8 protein-coding genes are annotated in these 18,702 nt (G+C 40.5%); 3 read left to right on the top strand and 5 right to left on the bottom strand.

Annotated elements, in window-relative coordinates; all coding sequences use genetic code 11:
• Window positions 1–53 precede the first annotated feature (53 nt).
• Window positions 54–962, bottom strand: a complete 909-nt coding sequence (gene cysD, locus CQZ96_RS09570; protein ID WP_171066897.1) for a sulfate adenylyltransferase subunit CysD — start codon at window positions 960–962, stop codon at window positions 54–56.
• A 147-nt stretch (window positions 963–1,109) separates the two neighbouring features.
• Here cysD and CQZ96_RS09575 point away from each other — a divergent pair, with 147 nt between their 5' ends.
• A complete protein-coding gene (locus CQZ96_RS09575) occupies window positions 1,110–1,556 on the top strand; it encodes a GNAT family N-acetyltransferase (protein ID WP_105713232.1) in 447 nt (148 codons plus the stop codon).
• 563 nt (window positions 1,557–2,119) lie between these two features.
• Here the strand turns inward: CQZ96_RS09575 and CQZ96_RS09580 are convergent.
• From CQZ96_RS09580 to CQZ96_RS09590, 3 genes are all read right to left on the bottom strand, one after another.
• Window positions 2,120–3,577: a capsule assembly Wzi family protein gene (locus tag CQZ96_RS09580; RefSeq protein WP_105713233.1), complete on the bottom strand. Its 1,458-nt coding sequence runs from the start codon at window positions 3,575–3,577 to the stop codon at window positions 2,120–2,122.
• Between the two features lie 201 nt (window positions 3,578–3,778).
• A complete protein-coding gene (locus tag CQZ96_RS09585; protein ID WP_004722795.1) occupies window positions 3,779–5,401 on the bottom strand; it encodes an inorganic phosphate transporter in 1,623 nt (540 codons plus the stop codon).
• Window positions 5,402–6,053: 652 nt separating this feature from the next.
• On the bottom strand, window positions 6,054–13,133 hold the full coding sequence (locus tag CQZ96_RS09590) for a YadA-like family protein (RefSeq protein WP_105713234.1): 7,080 nt from the start codon (window positions 13,131–13,133) through the stop codon (window positions 6,054–6,056).
• Between the two features lie 259 nt (window positions 13,134–13,392).
• Between CQZ96_RS09590 and metH the strand changes: the two genes are divergently transcribed.
• Together metH and CQZ96_RS09600 are read left to right on the top strand one after the other, a co-directional pair.
• Entirely contained in the window at window positions 13,393–17,082 is a 3,690-nt protein-coding gene (gene metH, locus CQZ96_RS09595) for a methionine synthase (protein WP_105713235.1), read from the top strand.
• Between the two features lie 309 nt (window positions 17,083–17,391).
• Window positions 17,392–18,123, top strand: a complete 732-nt coding sequence (locus CQZ96_RS09600; protein ID WP_105713236.1) for a Fic family protein — start codon at window positions 17,392–17,394, stop codon at window positions 18,121–18,123.
• A 176-nt stretch (window positions 18,124–18,299) separates the two neighbouring features.
• On the opposite strand, the gene CQZ96_RS09605 is transcribed toward CQZ96_RS09600, so the two are convergent.
• Window positions 18,300–18,593: a cold-shock protein gene (locus CQZ96_RS09605; protein WP_004819352.1), complete on the bottom strand. Its 294-nt coding sequence runs from the start codon at window positions 18,591–18,593 to the stop codon at window positions 18,300–18,302.
• Window positions 18,594–18,702: the final 109 nt, after the last annotated feature.

An 18,702-nucleotide genomic window follows, 5' to 3' on the forward strand; every position in this document is an offset into this window, starting at 1 on the left:
GTTCCCCCCTCTTTTATAAAGAGGGGTTAGGGGAAGATTCATATAAAAAATACTTAGAAATAGCCTTCTTGCTTTTTCTTTTCCATCGAACCTGCTTCATCGTGGTCAATCATACGACCTTGACGTTCAGAGCTGGTGGCTAAAAGCATTTCTTGGATAATTTCAGGCAATGTTGTTGCCGTTGATTCAACTGCACCTGTCAACGGGTAACAGCCCAAAGTACGGAAACGTACCGATTTCATTTGTGGAACTTCACCTTCTTTTAAACGCATACGTTCATCATCCACCATGATCAACGTACCACTACGTTCAACAACTGGACGTTCAGCTGCTAAATACAAAGGTACCAAAGGAATACTTTCTTGGTAGATATATTGCCAAATGTCTAACTCAGTCCAGTTTGACAATGGGAATACGCGGATACTCTCGCCTTTATTAACTTTACCGTTATAAAGATTCCAAAGCTCTGGACGTTGGTTTTTAGGATCCCAACGATGTTTAGCATCACGGAAAGAATAAACACGTTCTTTTGCACGTGACTTTTCTTCATCACGGCGTGCACCACCAAATGCAGCATCAAACTGATATTTATCCAATGCCTGTTTTAAGCCTTGGGTTTTCATAATATCGGTATATTTTGAGCTACCATAATCAAATGGATTTACACCAGCATCTTTACCTTCTTTGTTTTGATGCACGATCAGATCAAAACCGTGTTCTTTTGCCATGTTGTCACGGAATTTAATCATGTCCTTAAACTTCCAGCCTGTGTCGACATGCAACAATGGGAAAGGAAGTTTAGCAGGATAAAATGCTTTTAAAGCAAGATGCAGCATGACAGCTGAGTCTTTCCCGATTGAGTAAAGCATCACTGGATTTTCAAACTCAGCAGCAACTTCACGGATGATATGAATACTCTCAGCTTCAAGCTGTTTTAGATGAGTAAGTCTTTCCTCAGATATAGGCATTGACAGCACCAGCTCACAAAAACGTGTACTTATTACACATATTAAAATTTATATTCATTATAGTGATTTACACCTCAACCCTTTTGCTTGTTTTTTTATATTCATATATAAAAACATCATAAGCAACAACAAGAGATCGGCATGACCACACAAATTATTGCACTAGAACAAATTGATTTTAAGCAATGGCTTCCACTTTGGCGCGGCTATTTAACATTTTATAAATCACAACTCAGTGATGAACAAATAAGATTATCTTGGAAGCGAATCACAAATCCTGAACAAGCTGATATGTTTGGTTTTGCCATCAAAGTAAATGGTCAAGTGGTTGGCTTTGTACATTTGATTGCACATATGAGCATGTGGACAGATTTACCCTATTGTTATCTACAAGATTTATTTGTGGATGAAGATTTTAGGAATCGAGGTTTAGCACGACAATTAATTGAGCATTGTTATCAGGTCTGCGCAACAAAGTTTGACCGTGTTTATTGGCTCACTCAAGAATCCAATATTAACGCCCAACACCTTTATGATCGTATTGCGAGTAAAACAGGATTTATCCAATATAAAAAAGCATTAGCATAACTAGGGTCTGTTGACAATTCGTCTACGTTTGCGACTACGAGTGATTTTTAGATGATACAAGGCACGAAATATGAAATTTAGTCATTCTAAATAAATAGTTCGTAACGATGTAGCAGCAAAAAACACTCTAGTCCCCCGCTGCGCCTTGCGCTGCAAACAAAGCAGTGCTTTGTTCTTGCTCAGGGTTGTGGCTAAAATTATCTCAGTCTGCGTTATGAAACTCGAAAATAGTCTCGCTATTCTCTTCGTTTCCTGCCTTGCCTGCTCAATTTTAGCCTACAACGCAAGCCATTTATGAAATATCAACAGACCCTAATAGATGTAATTCATTTAATAATGACCGTTAAACGCTTACACTTGAGAAAATTCAAGTCTAAACATAAAAAGGCTCACCTTTTTCAAGTCAGCCTTTAAAACATTGAATACCAGAAAAGCAAACAATTCAATCAACAACTTAAAACTAAAAATCGCTTCTAGAATTTAAAAAAGCGATTTTAGCTTAGTCCCAGCTTATCAAACTGTATATGCCGAAACTTGAATATATACAGCCGAAAACTATGGACTTAATGACCGAACAATGCTTTATCTAAAGGAATTTCAATCCCTACAGAAGCACCAGCATCATTGCCATGTAGATCAGAATCACTGACCCAACCATTAATTTTTAATGGCATGGTCGGTTTAATATAATGTGTCCAAGTTAAATCTAATGCTTTAATTTTGTCTTTTTCTGGGAAGGCTAAGTTGATTTGCTTATCACCAAAGGAAGCGGCTGACTGGTTAACTTTGGCATAAAGCGCACGACCAGATAAACGATTCATCACATCAAAACGAATATCACCGCCGACAGAAATCATTTCACCATCACCACCCATTGCATGTCCAAGTGGGAAACCTTGTTGGTAATAACCATCTTTATAAATATAATGATTATAAGAAATAGCTTTAACATCACCATTTGTTGTTGTATCTGCCCATTCAGCATAAAGCTGAACTGGCATGTTTTTAAAACTTGTCGAATAATCCATACCTGCCAAATACATTTTTTTCGAAGGTAATAGCCCTGCTTCATCTTCCCCAACATACTGACCGTAGACACTGACAGGTACATTTAATAATGTTTGTAAATTTAAACGCCCATCAAAACCTGCAACCTGATTAGATTTGTCATCATCACCATTTTCAAAGTTATCATTCCCTTTTATAGCATTCCATAATGAATCCCAACTTTGTGAACGTCCCTCACCACCCCATTGTAAAGTACGTGAAGCACCCAATTCTAAATATGGCAATGGTTGAGCTGTTAAGCGGAATCCCAAAAGTTTAGCATTTGGGATTGCTTTATAATCTTCTAACTGTCCAGCAAATGCTTGATATTGCCAAGGACCAATCCAAGACAACCATTTAGATTCAAAAGCTTTTTGTTCAGCACGCTGTGCTGTAAAACCATAAACTGGACGGCTGGCATCACCACGAATCAAACTACCATCATGTCCCGGTCCCCAATATGTTGGGATTTGACCTGCAATAACCCATTGATTCCATAACTTCCCTGCAATATATGAACCTTCCACATTGACATCTTGACCATTGTCAATTTGTGGATCTTTTTCAGCATTGACACGAAGCTTTGCATCCCAGTTTTCGCCGCCCGCATTAAATTCTAATGAACCCACATATTGTGCTTTTGCACTATCCCCAAAAGCTTGAGGAATATTTTTTTGATCAGTTTCGGCAAATAAACCTAATTTTGCAGTTTGATTATCTGCTTTTAATGCATTTTGAATTGAATCAATAACTTTTTGTTGGGTGTTGTTTAATACTTTTGCTTGAGATAAGGCACGTTGAATTTCATCCCCACTCATTGGCCAAGTCGATGTACTGATTTGAATCACACCTTGCTGATTTAACCAGTTCAAATCTGTGCGAAGATCTTCATTATTTAATACAATTCCCTGTGCAAATACAGGTAAAGACATTCCAAGTAATACAGCAGCACAAAGTGATTTTCTTAAATACATGCTCATTTTTCTCAAGTTTGATTTACAACCACACCTTAATTTTTTTATAAGTTTTTTTCAATGGTGAAATTGTGTTATTCATATTTTAAAATTTCATTATCCAAATCAAAAAAAGTGCACCGGAGTGCACTCATTTTCTTTTTAATTCAAGCAACAGCGATCATTCAACTTTTAAAACAATCGCCATCTCTAGCTTTTAAATTAAAATACTTTTAAAAATAACCAGAATAAACCACCTGATAAACAAATCGTTGCTGGTAAGGTAAAAATCCATGCGGAAAGAATCGTTTTGACTGTTGCAAAGTTCAATCCCGTTTTATTGGCAACCATGGTTCCCGCAACCGCGCTGTTGAGTACATGTGTGGTTGAAACAGGTAAACCAAAACCATCTGCGGCAGCAATTGTAGTCATCGCTACAAGTTCAGCCGACATCCCTTGACCATAGGTCATATGATGTTTACCAATACGCTCACCTACTGTCACGACAATACGTTTCCAGCCTACCATTGTTCCTAAGCCAAGTGCCAATGCCACAGCAACTTTTACCCAGTTTGGAATATATTGGAGGAAAGAATCTAAGTTTTTGCGATACTCTTTTACCACTTTGCCTTGAGCTTCATCCATTTTTGGAAGTTGATCCGCTTTATCCAAACGTTTAAAAGCGGTGGTGCTTAAGTACATATCATTACGCAATGACGATACTTCTGCTTCTGGAATATCTTTTAGATCACCAAATTTTCCAACACGCTCGCCCAAATGATCAGTCAAACTGGCCAATGCAGGAACAACTTCTGGATTCATTTCTTTGGTTTGGATAAATTTAGTAATGGTTACACGCGCTTGTTCATCTGGAATATCGGCATGCTGTGCATAAATTGCCGTCGCAGTTTGACCAGACAATTGTGAGAATGACTGTAAATGCTGTTGGTCTAATCCTCTATTCAACGAATAAGCCAAAGGCACAATACCAATCAAAATCAGCATGATTAAGCCCATACCTTTTTGACCGTCATTTGAACCATGCGCAAAGCTTACACCGGTACAGGTGAAAATCAGAATCGCACGAATCAAAGGTGGTGGTGGTTTATTGCCTTCAGGGGGTTGGAACAACTCAAGTTGTTTCTTAAATATTTTTTTAACAATCAAAAATACAACTGCTGCAAATGCAAAACCAATCAAAGGAGAAAACAGTAATGCTTTACCCACTTTAAGCACTTGATCCATGTCTACACCACTTGCACCCGTTGAAGCGTGCAAAATGTAGTTCATGATGCCTACACCCAAAATTGAGCCAATCAAAGTGTGAGAGCTTGATGCCGGAATACCTAAGAACCACGTGCCTAAATTCCACAGAATCGCCGCAATCAGCATGGCAAAAACCATAGCAAAACCAGCGCCACTGCCTACATTCATGATCAATTCAACAGGAAGTAAGGCAATAATTCCATACGCAACTGCGCCACTGGCAACCATTACCCCAAGAAAGTTACAAAAGCCTGCCCACATGACTGCTACAGGTGCAGGCAATGCATTGGTATAGATCACAGTTGCTACAGCATTGGCTGTATCATGAAAACCATTTACAAACTCAAAACCCAAAGCGATAAATAACGCTGTCGCTAAAAGAATCACTGAATAAAGGCTTAAAGGTGGAACATGTGCTAAATCTGCACTAACTTGCACCCCAATATAAATCAAGGTAGCAATAATGATCGTCAGAAACACCGGCATAAAAAATTTCGGTGTAGGTACATGTACATTCGTCGATTTAGCAGCTTGAGACGATTGTGCAGAATCTGAGACGGGAGGTAAATTCGAATTCATGCAGAAAGTTAGCGAATATTAGAATGCGCTTATTGTTCAATTAAATTGTGACAATTATATGACAAATAGAGGTCATATGAAGTGAAATTTATAATTATTTCACTTCAGTATTTCGCTACACAAGCGACAAAATTAATATTTTTTTTATTTATAATTAGTATCTTACACCAATAAAATCAATACAACTTAAGCAAAATATTATATTTCAGGCTGAAATAATATTTGTAATATTTCAGACCAATTTGAACTATTTATCATTTGGCATTGCCATTTTTCCTGAAATTTATGACAAATTGATGAAAAAACAAACATGCTTTTAAGTTTATTTTTAGATATGTTCCAATAAATTCCGTTTACCGAATCTATGCAAGTTTAAGGCCAACAATTTTCCTTTCACTAAAGTACTCTGCCTCATCAATAAATCGTCTTGAATTGCATATGTTAGACAAATAATGTGCAAAAAATAAAGAGATCATCCAAGCAATGTTTTACACGCTTTTTAAAGGCTTGCTCTAATAGATCAAGCAATCGTTTACTTTTCAATTTGTAATGTGCATAAAAAACTCAGCGTTCTGTAAACACTGAGTTTTTTGTTGAAGATTATCCTGAAAGTTGATCTTGAATATAAGTTAATACTTATGTTTAATTAAAACTATTTCCACTGATAACCCATAGACACTGCACCACCAATATTGCTACGGCTGTCAGCAGAAGCACCCATTTTCCAAACGATCTTATTACTGTCCGTAATCGCACTCACCCCGATCGCCACAGCTGTTTCCCCTCGGTAACCAGAGACACCCGCACTGACCATACTCATGCCCGCTTCAGTGGGTTGTGGTAAGTTACCTACCGCCATCGCACCTGCGATACCCGCATAAGTATCGTTACGCAAATCATCCATGTTTTTATTGGTGTCATAGAAAGCTTGTTCCAGATTACTTACCCGAGTATCTATAGCACCCAAGGCATCCCCTACATTGTGGAAAGTTCCCCCTGCGACATTGTAGGTGGGTGCACCAATCGAACCATCTTTGTTCAGTGTTGAGCCGCCACCTAAATGTTGCGCCACACTGCTATTGGTTTGGTGTAATTGTGAACCGTTAATAGCATCCGTAGAGGTTGAGGTAATTTCACCATTTGCTAAACCACTGACTTTATTGGTTGTCCCATCAATCGTGACTTTACCCACATTGACCTTATTCGCTGTAACTTGCTGTGCTGTGACTTGATTCGCAGTAACGGAATTTAACTGAATATCCTCTGCTAAAGCCACTTGATAGTTATTTGAACCATCCGCATTGGTGCTACTGTTTACAACAGTGTTCTTACCTGCAGACACGCTGGTTTTAGCACCGGCAACCTGTCCATGTATTGAAGCAATTGCATCATGCACATTGTCTTTACCTGTATTTCCAATATTACTGGTTTTGATCGTTCCATCTGGATTAACTTTTGCATTTCCACCCAATGCATTTGCAACACTTTCAGCGGTGTCATGCAATTGACTACCATTAACTGCTTGATCAGAATCAGCACTCACCTTACCGTCAGCCAAACCACTGATGGTATTGCTTTGTGAATCAGCTTTAATATTGCCCACTGTTACCGACTCAAAACTTACATCATCTTTGGTTGCAACTTGATAATCAGTTGAGCCATCAGCCTTAGTGGTTTTTGTTACTTCAGTATTTTTACCTGCACTTACAGTTTCTGTAGATCCTTTAGCTTCATTGGTTTTAGATATTGCAGCCTTTAATTGTGCAACATTGACCGCATCTGTATCTGCTGTACCCGCTGCTACACCAGTAATTTGACGAGTGATGCCCCTTGAGACATCTCCCACGGAAAATGCCGCTGCACTACTTCGCCATGTACTACCAGTATTGGTAGAACCAAACCCTGTCAATGGATCAAAGCCAGCGATACCCGCCGCAGTATTAGCAACTGAGCCTTTACCAAGAGCAATACTACCTTCCAGCTCGGCACGCGTATCCGTTCCAATCGCAACTGCATCTTTACTCTTGGCTGATGAATTAAGACCAAGCGCAGTAGCACCATCTCCTTTTGCACTTGCACCAACACCTACCGCTACAGCAAGCGCTCCACTTGCACCATCATTATTATAATTACCTGCTTTGGTACCAGTATCATTGACACTTACATAATGGGTTGTATCCCCTGCACCAGCATAAAGTTTTTCAACCGCTTGGTTTGTCGCATATAATTGTGAACCGTTAATGGCATCTGTACTGCTTGCACTAATTTCACCTGCAGCAACATTGATGATTTGACGTTCACCACCGACTTTACCGACACTGACGACACCATTGGCTGTTGATCCTACACCAGCAAAGACATAATCCTCACCATTAATAGTGACTTTATCTACAGCAGTCGCTGCACGATCTGTGGATTCATTTCCTAAAACGACGCTGTTGGCTTGGCTGGTAGTAACTTTATTTCCTAGAACAAAGGTATTGTCTTGTGAAGAAGTATTTTCATTACCAATAAGCGTGCTGTTTTTAGCATTATTCAATGTATTGGATCCACCAATAGCATGACTATTATCACTATCTGTTATTGTATTTTTCCCACCAATAGCCAAAGCCTGAATACTGTTTTGAACTTTATTAAAACTGCCCAAGACTGAACTCTCATTAGCATTGTACGATATTACATTCTCATTACCCACAGCCACCGATCCAATGCTAGATGCAAAATTATATCGCCCTATGGCAACTGTATGGTCTTGATCTGCAAAGTTTAGGTATCCAAGGGCTATAGACTCTTTACCATAAGCATTATTTTCAGAGCCCATAGCAACACTACTATCACTGTGTGCAATATTGTAAGTTCCTACTGCAACGGCCTTTATGCCACTAGCCGAACTGCTATTCCCAAGTGCAACAGAGAGGAGTCCGTGAGCATCAACCAAAGAACCGATCGCTACACCACCATCACCGCTAGCACTCGCCATAATACCTATTGCCATCGAATCCGTACCAGTAGCCCCATTATTGTAATAATTACTGTTGTTCAAACTAGTCGGCCCTCCATTGATACTAAAGTAATGTATCCTATTGTCTTCAATTGCTTTATTGGTCGCATACAATTGTGAACCGTTGACAGCATCTGTACTGGTTGCACTAATTTCACCTGCAGCAACGTTTATAATTTGACGTTCACCACCCACTTTACCCACACTGACGACGCCATTGGCAGCAGAACCCACACCTGCAAAGGCATAATCCTCACCATTAATCGTCACTTTATCTACAACACTCGCTGCATGATCTGTGGATTCATTTCCTAAAACGACGCTGTTGGCTTGGGTTGTTGTGACATTATTACCGAGGACTTGAGTATTCTCTTGAGTAACGTTATTACTTGCACCAACCGCGGTAGAGTTTTTACCAGCTACAATATTGCCACCACCCACTGCAACAGATGTTTGACCAGTTACAGTATTCAAAAAGCCCACTGCGGTAGAAAAATCGGCTTTTGCAGATGCACCTTCACCAATAGCAACTGAGGATTCACCACCTGCTAAAGCGCGGCCTGCAGCTAAAGCATTTTTACCAGTCGCTCCATCATTGTTATAATTGTTACCTTGAATACCCTCATCATTAACACTGAAATAATGTGTAGTTGTTGCAGCCTGAACAGCTTTAAGTTGTGATAGGTTTACAGCATCGGTGTCTAAGCTCGCCGCTGCAACATTGCTAATACGGCGCTCTTTTCCAACCGTACCTACAGATACTTCACCACCTGCTGCATTGGCTGCGACAATCGTTGTACCTAACGGTACATAAGCGACTTCACTGTTTACATCACGGATTGCCTCACTATTTGCACCTAAAGCAACACTGTTACTAACAGCAGCCTTTGCCCCACTTCCTAAACTGGTTGCATCATCTACATTGCTCAACCCTTGACCCGCTGCTCGCCCCAAGGCGACATTACGGCTACCTGTAACGTTATTACCCGCAGTATCACCAAGAGCGAGATTACTGTTACCTTGGACATTACGCCCCGCATTGATACCCAAAGCACTGTTATAATTACTAGGATTGATATTGGTGCCCACATTAGAACCAGCTCCTGCACCTACTGCTGTATTCTGGTGACCAAAAATATCTTGGCCGGCCACCCTACCTTGAGTAGTGTTCTGGTTACCTATAACTCTTTGTCCTGCTGAATCACCCACCGCACTATTGGAATCACCTTTAACTTCAATACCCGATGTAAAGCCTAAAGCAGTGTTAAGATTTCCCACACTGTTGTTACCTGCTCCATAGGCTAATGCAGCATTGTAGTTCCCTGAAATATTGTTGCCAGAACTTACACCAATAGCTACATTGCTATCGCCAGTAACACTACGACCAGACATCTGACCATAAGCTGAGTTACTACTTCCCCTAACCATACTGCCAGAGTCTAGTCCAGTCGCAGTATTTGAGTTACCAATTACGTCTACACCTGATGTTCTACCCAAAGCGGTGTTATAGCTTCCCTCTACATTACCGCCAGCCGATGCACCCGCAGCAAGATTAGTTTCACCTGTAACTTTTACACCCGCACTTGCACCCAATCCTATGTTGCCATTCCCTGTGACATCACGACCAGCATAGTCACCTAAAGCTGTATTTCTTTGTCCTTTGGTGTTATCCCCACTGTTTGATCCAACACTCGTATTCCAACGACCATCATTGTTAGTGCCAGCGTTCATACCAATCAATACATTGGCATCCCCATCCGAAATATTTCCACTCCCTGCATTGAGGCCGATCACCACAGCACGACCACCCATTGCTTGCGCACCTGAACCGATGGCAATATCATTTTCCCCAACCGCCTTAGCTCCGATGCCCACAGCTAAAGCATTTTTACCAGTCGCCCCATCATTGTTATAATTGTTACCTTGAATACCCTCATCATTAACACTGAAATAATGTGTAGTTGTCGCAGCCTGAACTGCTTTAAGTTGTGCTACATTTACAGCATCACTATCTATCGTACCAGCGGCTACATTTGTGATTTGACGTGTATTACCCACACTACCTACGCTGACTGCACCCAATGTAGATTGAGTTGCATTTATTGCATCTTTTTGTGGCTGATTTGCACTGATCGGCACATAACCTGCAACACCAGCTCCTGTATTTGCTACTGAATTTGCTCCAAGAGCAATGCCATTATCAACTTCAGCCACACTTCCAGCGCCAACTGCTGTAGAACCTTGAGCACTAGCTTTGGCTCTGGATCCCATAGCTGTGGCATATGCTTTACCAATTGTGTCTGGATCTGTGCCTGCTGAAGGCTGATTAAATGAGTCTGTACCTGCTAGGGCACTATAACCATAAGCTGAACTTTCCTGACCGACTGCCAATGCACCATTACCCATTGCTGTGGCTAATTTATTTGCATAAGTACCTTGCCCCAAAGTTGTACCGTCAGTATAGGCAATTGCTCGATTACCGAGTGCCATACTATTAAAAGCTGTAGCTACAGTATCAAAACCTAATGCTATACTTTGGTAACCAGCTTGAGCATTGTTACCAATAGCGATACCTTGTAAACCGCTTACATCTGCATTGTGACCAATTGCAACACCCGAAGTACCAAAGCTACTCGAATCTACCCCAATTGCCACTGAACCACTTGCAACAGCTCCATCATTATTATAATTCCCCCCTTGAGTACCACCGTCGTTGATACTGACATAATGTGTAGTTGTTGCAGCCTGAACTGCTTTAAGTTGTGATAGGTTTACTGCATCAGTATCTTGGCTCGCCGCTGCAACATTGCTAATAAGGCGTTCTTTTCCAACCGCCCCCACTGATACTTCACCACCCGCCGCATTGGCTGCAGCAATCGTTGTACCTAAGGGTACATAGGCAACTTCACTATTTACATCACGCATCGCCTCACTATTTGCACCTAAGGCAACACTGTTACGAACAGCTGCCTTTGCCCCACTTCCTAGACTAGTTGCATCATCTACATTATTTAGTCCCTGACCCGCTGCTCGCCCCAAGGCGACATTACGATTACCCGTAACGTTTTCACCTGCTGAATCACCGAGAGCAAGATTGCTATCCCCTTGGACATTATTACCTGACTTCACACCAAAAGCGGAATTATTATGCCCCTCGACATTACGGCCTGACTCTTGGCCAGTCGCAGTATTTGCGGTACCAGTTACTATAAAACCCGACATCTTACCCAAAGCGGTGTTACCACTTCCTCTTACCTTCGCTCCAGCAAAATCACCCACAGCAAGATTGCTATCACCAGTAACAGTTATACCCGCATCCACACCTAATCCTGTGTTGTTATTTCCCGTGACATCACGACCAGCGCCAACACCTAAAGCTGTATTTTTGTGGCCGTTAATATTTTGTCCACTGTTCGATCCAACACTGGTATTCCAGCTACCATCATTGTTAGTGCCTGCATTTAGACCAATAGCTATCGTATTCTCACCCGTTGCACTCGCTCCTACGCCTACTGCTACAGCATTTTTACCTGTTGCCCCGTCATTATTATAATTCCCGCCTTGGGTACCGCCATCATTGATACTGACATAATGGGTTTGACTATCAGCAATTGCTTTATGGGTTGCATATAACTGCGAACCGTTCACTGCATCTGTACTGCTTGCGCTGACTTCACCTGCAGCAACATTGATGATTTGGCGTTCACCTCCCACTTTACCCACACTCAGCACGCCATTGGTAGCAGAACCTACACCTGCAAATGCATAATCCTCACCATTAATGCTGACTTTATCTACAGCAGTCGCTGCACGATCTGTGGATGCGTTACCTAACACAACACTGTTGGCTTGAGTCGTTGTGACATTGTTACCAAGGACTTGAGTATTCTCTTGAGCAACCGTGTTTTTATTGCCTAATACAGTCGTATTCTTGGCGTTATTCAGTGTATTTTCGTTCCCAAGAACATTATTTTTCTCACCGCCAATAACTGTATTACCAAAACCCGCAGTCAAGGACTTAATACTGTCTGTAATTTTATTAAATGCACCAACAGCTGAACTATATTCACTTGCACTTGAAATCTCGTTGGCGACACCCATACCTAAAGCACGACGACCTTGGATTGTATTATTGGCACCTAAAACTGTAGCTCGCTCTCCTTCTGCGATATTCCAAACACCAAATGCAGAAGACCATTGACCTTTAGTTTTATTTTCCGCACCGACTGCAATAGAACGATATCCCTCGGCATTGTTATAACTGCCTACTGCAACACCAGAGAAATCTTTTACAGTATTGTTAGCACCTAAAGCTAAAGCTTCATTACCTGTAACATTGTTATTGTGCCCAATTGCAGTACTAGAACTTGCGCTATTACTTAGCGAATTATTGTTACCAATCGCAATACTATTTGCAGCATCGCTGGTGACATTACCAATAGCAATCGCACTCTCACCAGTTGCACTCGCACCCACACCTACAGCAATCGCATTTAGACCTGTTGCTCCATCATTATTATAATTCCCCCCTTGAGTACCACCATCATTGATACTGACATAGTGATCAGCCGCAGCAGCCATACTCGACATAGTCAATGCTGAAATTGCCAATAACGCACCTGCAACAGTTGTTTTAGCAGAAGATCGTTTACCCCGTGTCTTAGATACCTCAGAAATAGCACACCAAGTGCCCAAAGATTCATTCCAAACAATTTTATAGACCCTATTCATAGTTTTATCTCACATTTATAATAAATTATGTGATTAAGTTAACACTTAAGCTTAGAGTTTCAACATTTTTTTACGCTTGTGCAAAAAAATCATGTATTCCCCTAAATGCATGATTTTTTAGAATGAATTATTTGAATTTTTTTAAATTGTCTAGATCAAAAATCTGTCATCAGGAAGTGTGTCAAGATTGGTACCTTGAAAGTCTACATTCTGATAACATATCGGCTATTTTTAAAATCCGATTTTATTGAGAGTTTTAATGTCCACGCTTACCACGTTACAAGAGCTTCTTGCCAAACGCATCCTAATTATTGATGGTGCAATGGGAACTATGATCCAACGCCATAAACTGGAAGAAGCTGATTACCGTGGTGAGCGTTTTGCTGACTGGGCATCTGATTTAAAAGGCAACAATGACCTTTTGGTGTTAACTCAGCCACAAATTATTCAAGGCATCCATGAAGCTTACCTAGATGCTGGTGCTGATATTATTGAAACCAATAGCTTTAACGGCACACGGGTTTCAATGTCTGACTATCACATGGAAGATTTAGTCCATGAGATTAACTTTGAAGCTGCCCGTCTTGCCAAAGCTGCTTGTGAAAAATACTCAACCCCTGACAAACCACGTTTTGTTGCTGGAGTATTGGGGCCAACATCACGTACCTGTTCTATCTCACCAAATGTGAATGATCCAGCATTTCGTAACATTACCTTTGATGAACTCAAAGAAAATTATATTGAAGCCACGCATGCTTTAATTGAAGGTGGCGCAGACATCCTTCTCATTGAAACGGTGTTTGACACCTTAAACTGTAAAGCAGCAATTTTTGCGGTAAAAGAAGTCTTTAAACAGCTTGGTCGTGAATTACCACTGATGATTTCCGGCACAATTACTGATGCTTCTGGTCGTACCTTAACAGGACAAACTGCAGAAGCATTCTGGAACTCTGTGCGTCACGGCGATTTATTGTCGATTGGATTTAACTGCGCCTTGGGTGCAGATGCCATGCGTCCACATGTCAAAACTGTATCAGATGTTGCCGATGTTTTTGTTTCAGCGCATCCAAACGCTGGCTTACCGAACGCATTTGGTGGCTATGATGAAACACCAGAAGAAACAGCAGCCTTCTTAAAAGAATTTGCTGAAAGTGGTTTGATCAATATCACTGGTGGCTGTTGTGGTACAACACCTGACCATATTCGTGCCATTTATAATGCGGTCAAAGACATACCACCGCGTAAAATTCCTGACATCAAGCCTGCATGTCGCCTCAGTGGTTTAGAGCCATTTAATATTTATGACGACTCATTGTTCGTCAATGTCGGTGAACGTACCAATGTCACGGGTTCTAAAAAATTCCTCCGTTTAATCCGTGAAGAAAACTTTGCCGAAGCACTTGATGTTGCATTACAACAAGTGGTTTCAGGCGCGCAAATCATCGACATCAATATGGATGAAGGAATGCTCGATTCGCAAAATGCGATGGTACATTTCTTAAATCTGGTTGCATCTGAGCCTGAAATTTCTAAAGTGCCAATCATGATTGACTCCTCTAAATGGGAAATCATTGAAGCAGGTTTAAAATGTGTACAAGGTAAACCTGTTGTTAACTCGATTTCCTTAAAAGAAGGTTATGACGAGTTTGTCCATAAAGCACGTTTATGCCGTCAATATGGTGCAGCTGTCATTGTGATGGCATTTGATGAAACCGGTCAGGCAGATACTGCCGCACGTAAACGTGAAATCTGTAAGCGTTCTTATGATGTGCTCGTGAATGAAATCGGTTTTCCTGCGGAAGACATTATTTTTGACCCGAACGTTTTTGCTGTCGCAACGGGGATTGAAGAACACAATAACTATGCTGTGGACTTTATTGAAGCAACAGGCTGGATTAAACAAAACTTACCACATGCCATGATTTCTGGTGGTGTGTCTAACGTATCGTTCTCTTTCCGTGGCAATGAACCTGTCCGTGAAGCTATTCACTCTGTATTCCTTTACTATGCCATCAAACAAGGCATGACCATGGGGATTGTCAATGCGGGTCAGATGGCCATCTATGATGATATTCCTAAAGAGCTGAAAGCCGCTGTTGAAGATGTCATTCTTAACCAAAACCAAGGCGAAAGTGGTCAAGATGCAACTGAAAAATTGCTTGAAGTTGCTGAACAGTACCGTGGTCAAAGTGCTGCCCAAAAACAGGTTGAAAACCTTGAATGGCGTAATGAACCTGTTGAAAAGCGTCTTGAATATGCGCTAGTCAAAGGGATTACTAGCTTTATCGATGAAGATACTGAAGAAGCCCGTTTAAAGTCTAAACGTCCACTTGATGTGATTGAAGGTCCATTGATGGACGGTATGAATGTGGTCGGTGACTTATTTGGCTCAGGTAAAATGTTCTTACCTCAAGTGGTCAAATCCGCACGTGTAATGAAGCAAGCTGTAGCATGGTTAAACCCGTACATTGAAGCTGAAAAAACAGGCAGCCAATCCAAAGGTAAAGTGTTGATGGCAACTGTAAAAGGCGATGTACACGATATTGGTAAAAACATTGTTGGTGTTGTGCTTGGGTGTAATGGTTATGACATTGTTGACCTTGGTGTCATGGTGTCTTGCGAGAAAATTTTACAGACTGCGATTGATGAGAAAGTCGATATTATCGGCTTATCAGGTTTGATTACCCCATCGCTTGATGAAATGGTATTTGTTGCAAAAGAAATGCAACGCAAGGGTTTTAAAATCCCACTGTTGATTGGTGGTGCAACCACATCGAAAGCACATACGGCAGTAAAAATTGATCCGCAATACTCAAATGATGCGGTGATCTATGTTGCAGATGCTTCTCGTGCGGTGGGTGTTGCAACCACCCTGCTGTCTCCTGAAATGAAGCCTAAATTTGTCGATGAGCATCGTGCTGAATATGAAAAAGTACGTGAACGTATTGCCAATAAGCAACCGAAAGCAGCTAAATTATCGTATACAGAATCCATTGAAAATGGTCTAAAAATTGACTTTGCCGCCAATCCACCCGTAAAACCCAACTTTATTGGTTTGCAAACCTTGACCAATTATCCACTTGATACATTGGTGGAATATTTTGACTGGACGCCATTCTTTATTTCTTGGAGTCTGGCAGGTAAATTCCCGAAAATTTTACAAGATGAGATTGTCGGTGAAGCTGCAACTGATTTATATAATCAAGCTCAGGCAATGCTAAAAGACATTATTGACAATAAACGTTTCGATGCGCGTGCCGTTTTTGGGATTTATCCTGCAAACCGTTCAGCTGCTGACTCTGTTGAAGTGTTTAGCGAAGATGGTCAATCTGTAACCCATACCTTCCAGCATATTCGTCAGCAATCAGATAAAGTCACAGGCAAACCGAATTTGTCTTTGGCTGATTTTGTTGCAACCAAAGCACAAGCCGAAGACTACTTGGGTGGTTTTACCGTTTCAATTTTTGGTGCGGAAGAAATGGCGCATGAGTATAAGGCCAAAGGGGATGATTACTCCGCCATTCTTGCTCAGTCTTTGGGTGATCGTTTTGCTGAAGCGTTTGCAGAACATTTACATGAACGTATTCGTAAAGAGTTCTGGGGGTATCAGGCAGATGAACAACTCTCTAATGAAGAATTAATCAAAGAGAAGTATGTCGGTATTCGTCCTGCGCCGGGCTACCCAGCTTGTCCTGAGCATTCTGAAAAGGCGTCTTTGTTTGATTGGTTAGGCACCACGGATAAGATTGGTACGCAATTGACCAGCAGTTTTGCAATGTGGCCGCCATCAAGTGTCAGTGGTTTCTACTATGCGAATCCACAGTCTGAATACTTTAACGTGGGTAAAATTGCGTTAGATCAGCTAGAAGATTATGCAAAGCGTAAGAATTGGACTTTGGATGAAGCCAAACGTTGGTTAGCACCGAATTTGGATGATTCAGTTTCTTAATTCGAAACCCTTTTATAAAATAAGAGCAAGTCCCTTTTTATTAAAGAGGGACTTGTACATAAATTGGGAGGCTTGATAAATTCCTCCCTTCAAGAAAAAGTTGATTTTAAATCCTTAACAATTTATTAAAAAATTTTTAAATAATTGAATTTTATAATGATTAAAGAACCCAAAGAATACTTTAATTAACGACTCTAATGCCTACAATAGATCTGCTCGCCATACAGCGAATGATAGAGGTAGCGGTTAGATTTTATTGCAATCATTTTTTCATGTATGATCATTTTATTTCGTCTGTAGAGATAAAACATGTTTGAGATCATTGATGATTTAAAAGCTAAATTAGATCAGCATCGACCTCTTTCATCTACAATTGTCAAAAATCTACACGAAGATCTCATATTACGTTGGACTTACCACTCCAATGCCATTGAAGGTAATACTTTAACCTTGTTAGAAACCAAGGTTGTCCTTGAAGGAATTACGATAGGTGGTAAGGCATTAAGAGAGCATTTTGAAGCGATCAATCATCGTGATGCAATTTTGTATGTTGAAGATATTATCAAAAGACAAGAACCCTTTTCAGAATGGCAAATTCGTAATATTCATCAATTCATCTTAAAAAATATTGATGATGAAAATGCTGGGCGATACCGTCAACAAAATGTCTTAATCTCAGGTGCTACGACTACCCCACCAGACCACACATTGCTCAATGATAAAATGGCTCAGTTTATTGATTGGTATAATCGTGATGCTCATAAATTACATCCGGTTGAACGAGCAGCCAAAGTTCATGCAGACTTTGTAGCTATCCATCCCTTTGTTGATGGAAATGGTCGCACATCTCGCTTATTGATGAACCTTGAATTGCTTAAAGCGGGTTATCCACCAAGTGTAATTACTGTAGAAAATCGATTAGCTTACTATGAAGCTTTAGATCAATGGATGGCAAATGATAATACTACACCATTTATTCATTTGATTGCTGATGTCGTATTGGATGGGTTTAAACCTTATCAGCTGATTTTAGGAATTTAAGAGGGAAACGTTATCCAGAATAATTCCTAGGATCATTCAAGATAGGATGGTCCAATTATTTACTCTGATTCTGTTCATACACAAATGCCAATATATAGCTGGCAAAACATTAAATTTAATTGGTCTTTTAGAGATACAGGGCATTTAAATCAAATGCCCTCAATTCTCAACATTGATTACTTTCTAAAATTAGACAACAAATTATTGGTAATCGACTTATTATTCTCAACAATTCTAGTCTTTTTGGCTTTTGCTGATTGATCTTCAACACGCTCAATTTTGGTTGCTTTTAACTTGCCGTTATTTTCAACAACGATAAATTTAACTCTTTCATTTCGCTTTGGCTCACCCTCTGCAAGCGGGAAATCCGAAATATGAAAGAAAATATCTTGCTCAAGTCCACCAATAAAGCCAAAGCCTCTATCGGCATCGTATTGTTTAATTTTTCCTTGCTGAAATTCAGGCTTCATACATATTACTCATCGCGGTACACAATCGCTGTATTATACCCTGATCTTGATCAATAGATAAAATAGCAAAAAATAGTCTTGCCTCATCTTAATTGCAGCGATAAAAAAG

It is taken from the genome of Acinetobacter sp. MYb10, from assembly GCF_002980175.2.
GTDB classification, from domain to species: Bacteria; Pseudomonadota; Gammaproteobacteria; order Pseudomonadales; family Moraxellaceae; genus Acinetobacter; species Acinetobacter guillouiae.

Bases quoted from the DNA above. Each gene is read 5' to 3' on its own strand.
- CQZ96_RS09585 (WP_004722795.1), bottom strand. From the start codon at position 5,401: ATGAATTCGAATTTACCTCCCGTCTCAGATTCTGCACAATCGTCTCAA.
- CQZ96_RS09605 (WP_004819352.1), bottom strand. From the start codon at position 18,593: ATGAAGCCTGAATTTCAGCAAGGAAAAATTAAACAATACGATGCCGAT.
- CQZ96_RS09580 (WP_105713233.1), bottom strand. From the start codon at position 3,577: ATGTATTTAAGAAAATCACTTTGTGCTGCTGTATTACTTGGAATGTCT.
- CQZ96_RS09575 (WP_105713232.1), top strand. From the start codon at position 1,110: ATGACCACACAAATTATTGCACTAGAACAAATTGATTTTAAGCAATGG.
- CQZ96_RS09590 (WP_105713234.1), bottom strand. From the start codon at position 13,133: ATGAATAGGGTCTATAAAATTGTTTGGAATGAATCTTTGGGCACTTGG.
- metH (WP_105713235.1), top strand. From the start codon at position 13,393: ATGTCCACGCTTACCACGTTACAAGAGCTTCTTGCCAAACGCATCCTA.
- CQZ96_RS09600 (WP_105713236.1), top strand. From the start codon at position 17,392: ATGTTTGAGATCATTGATGATTTAAAAGCTAAATTAGATCAGCATCGA.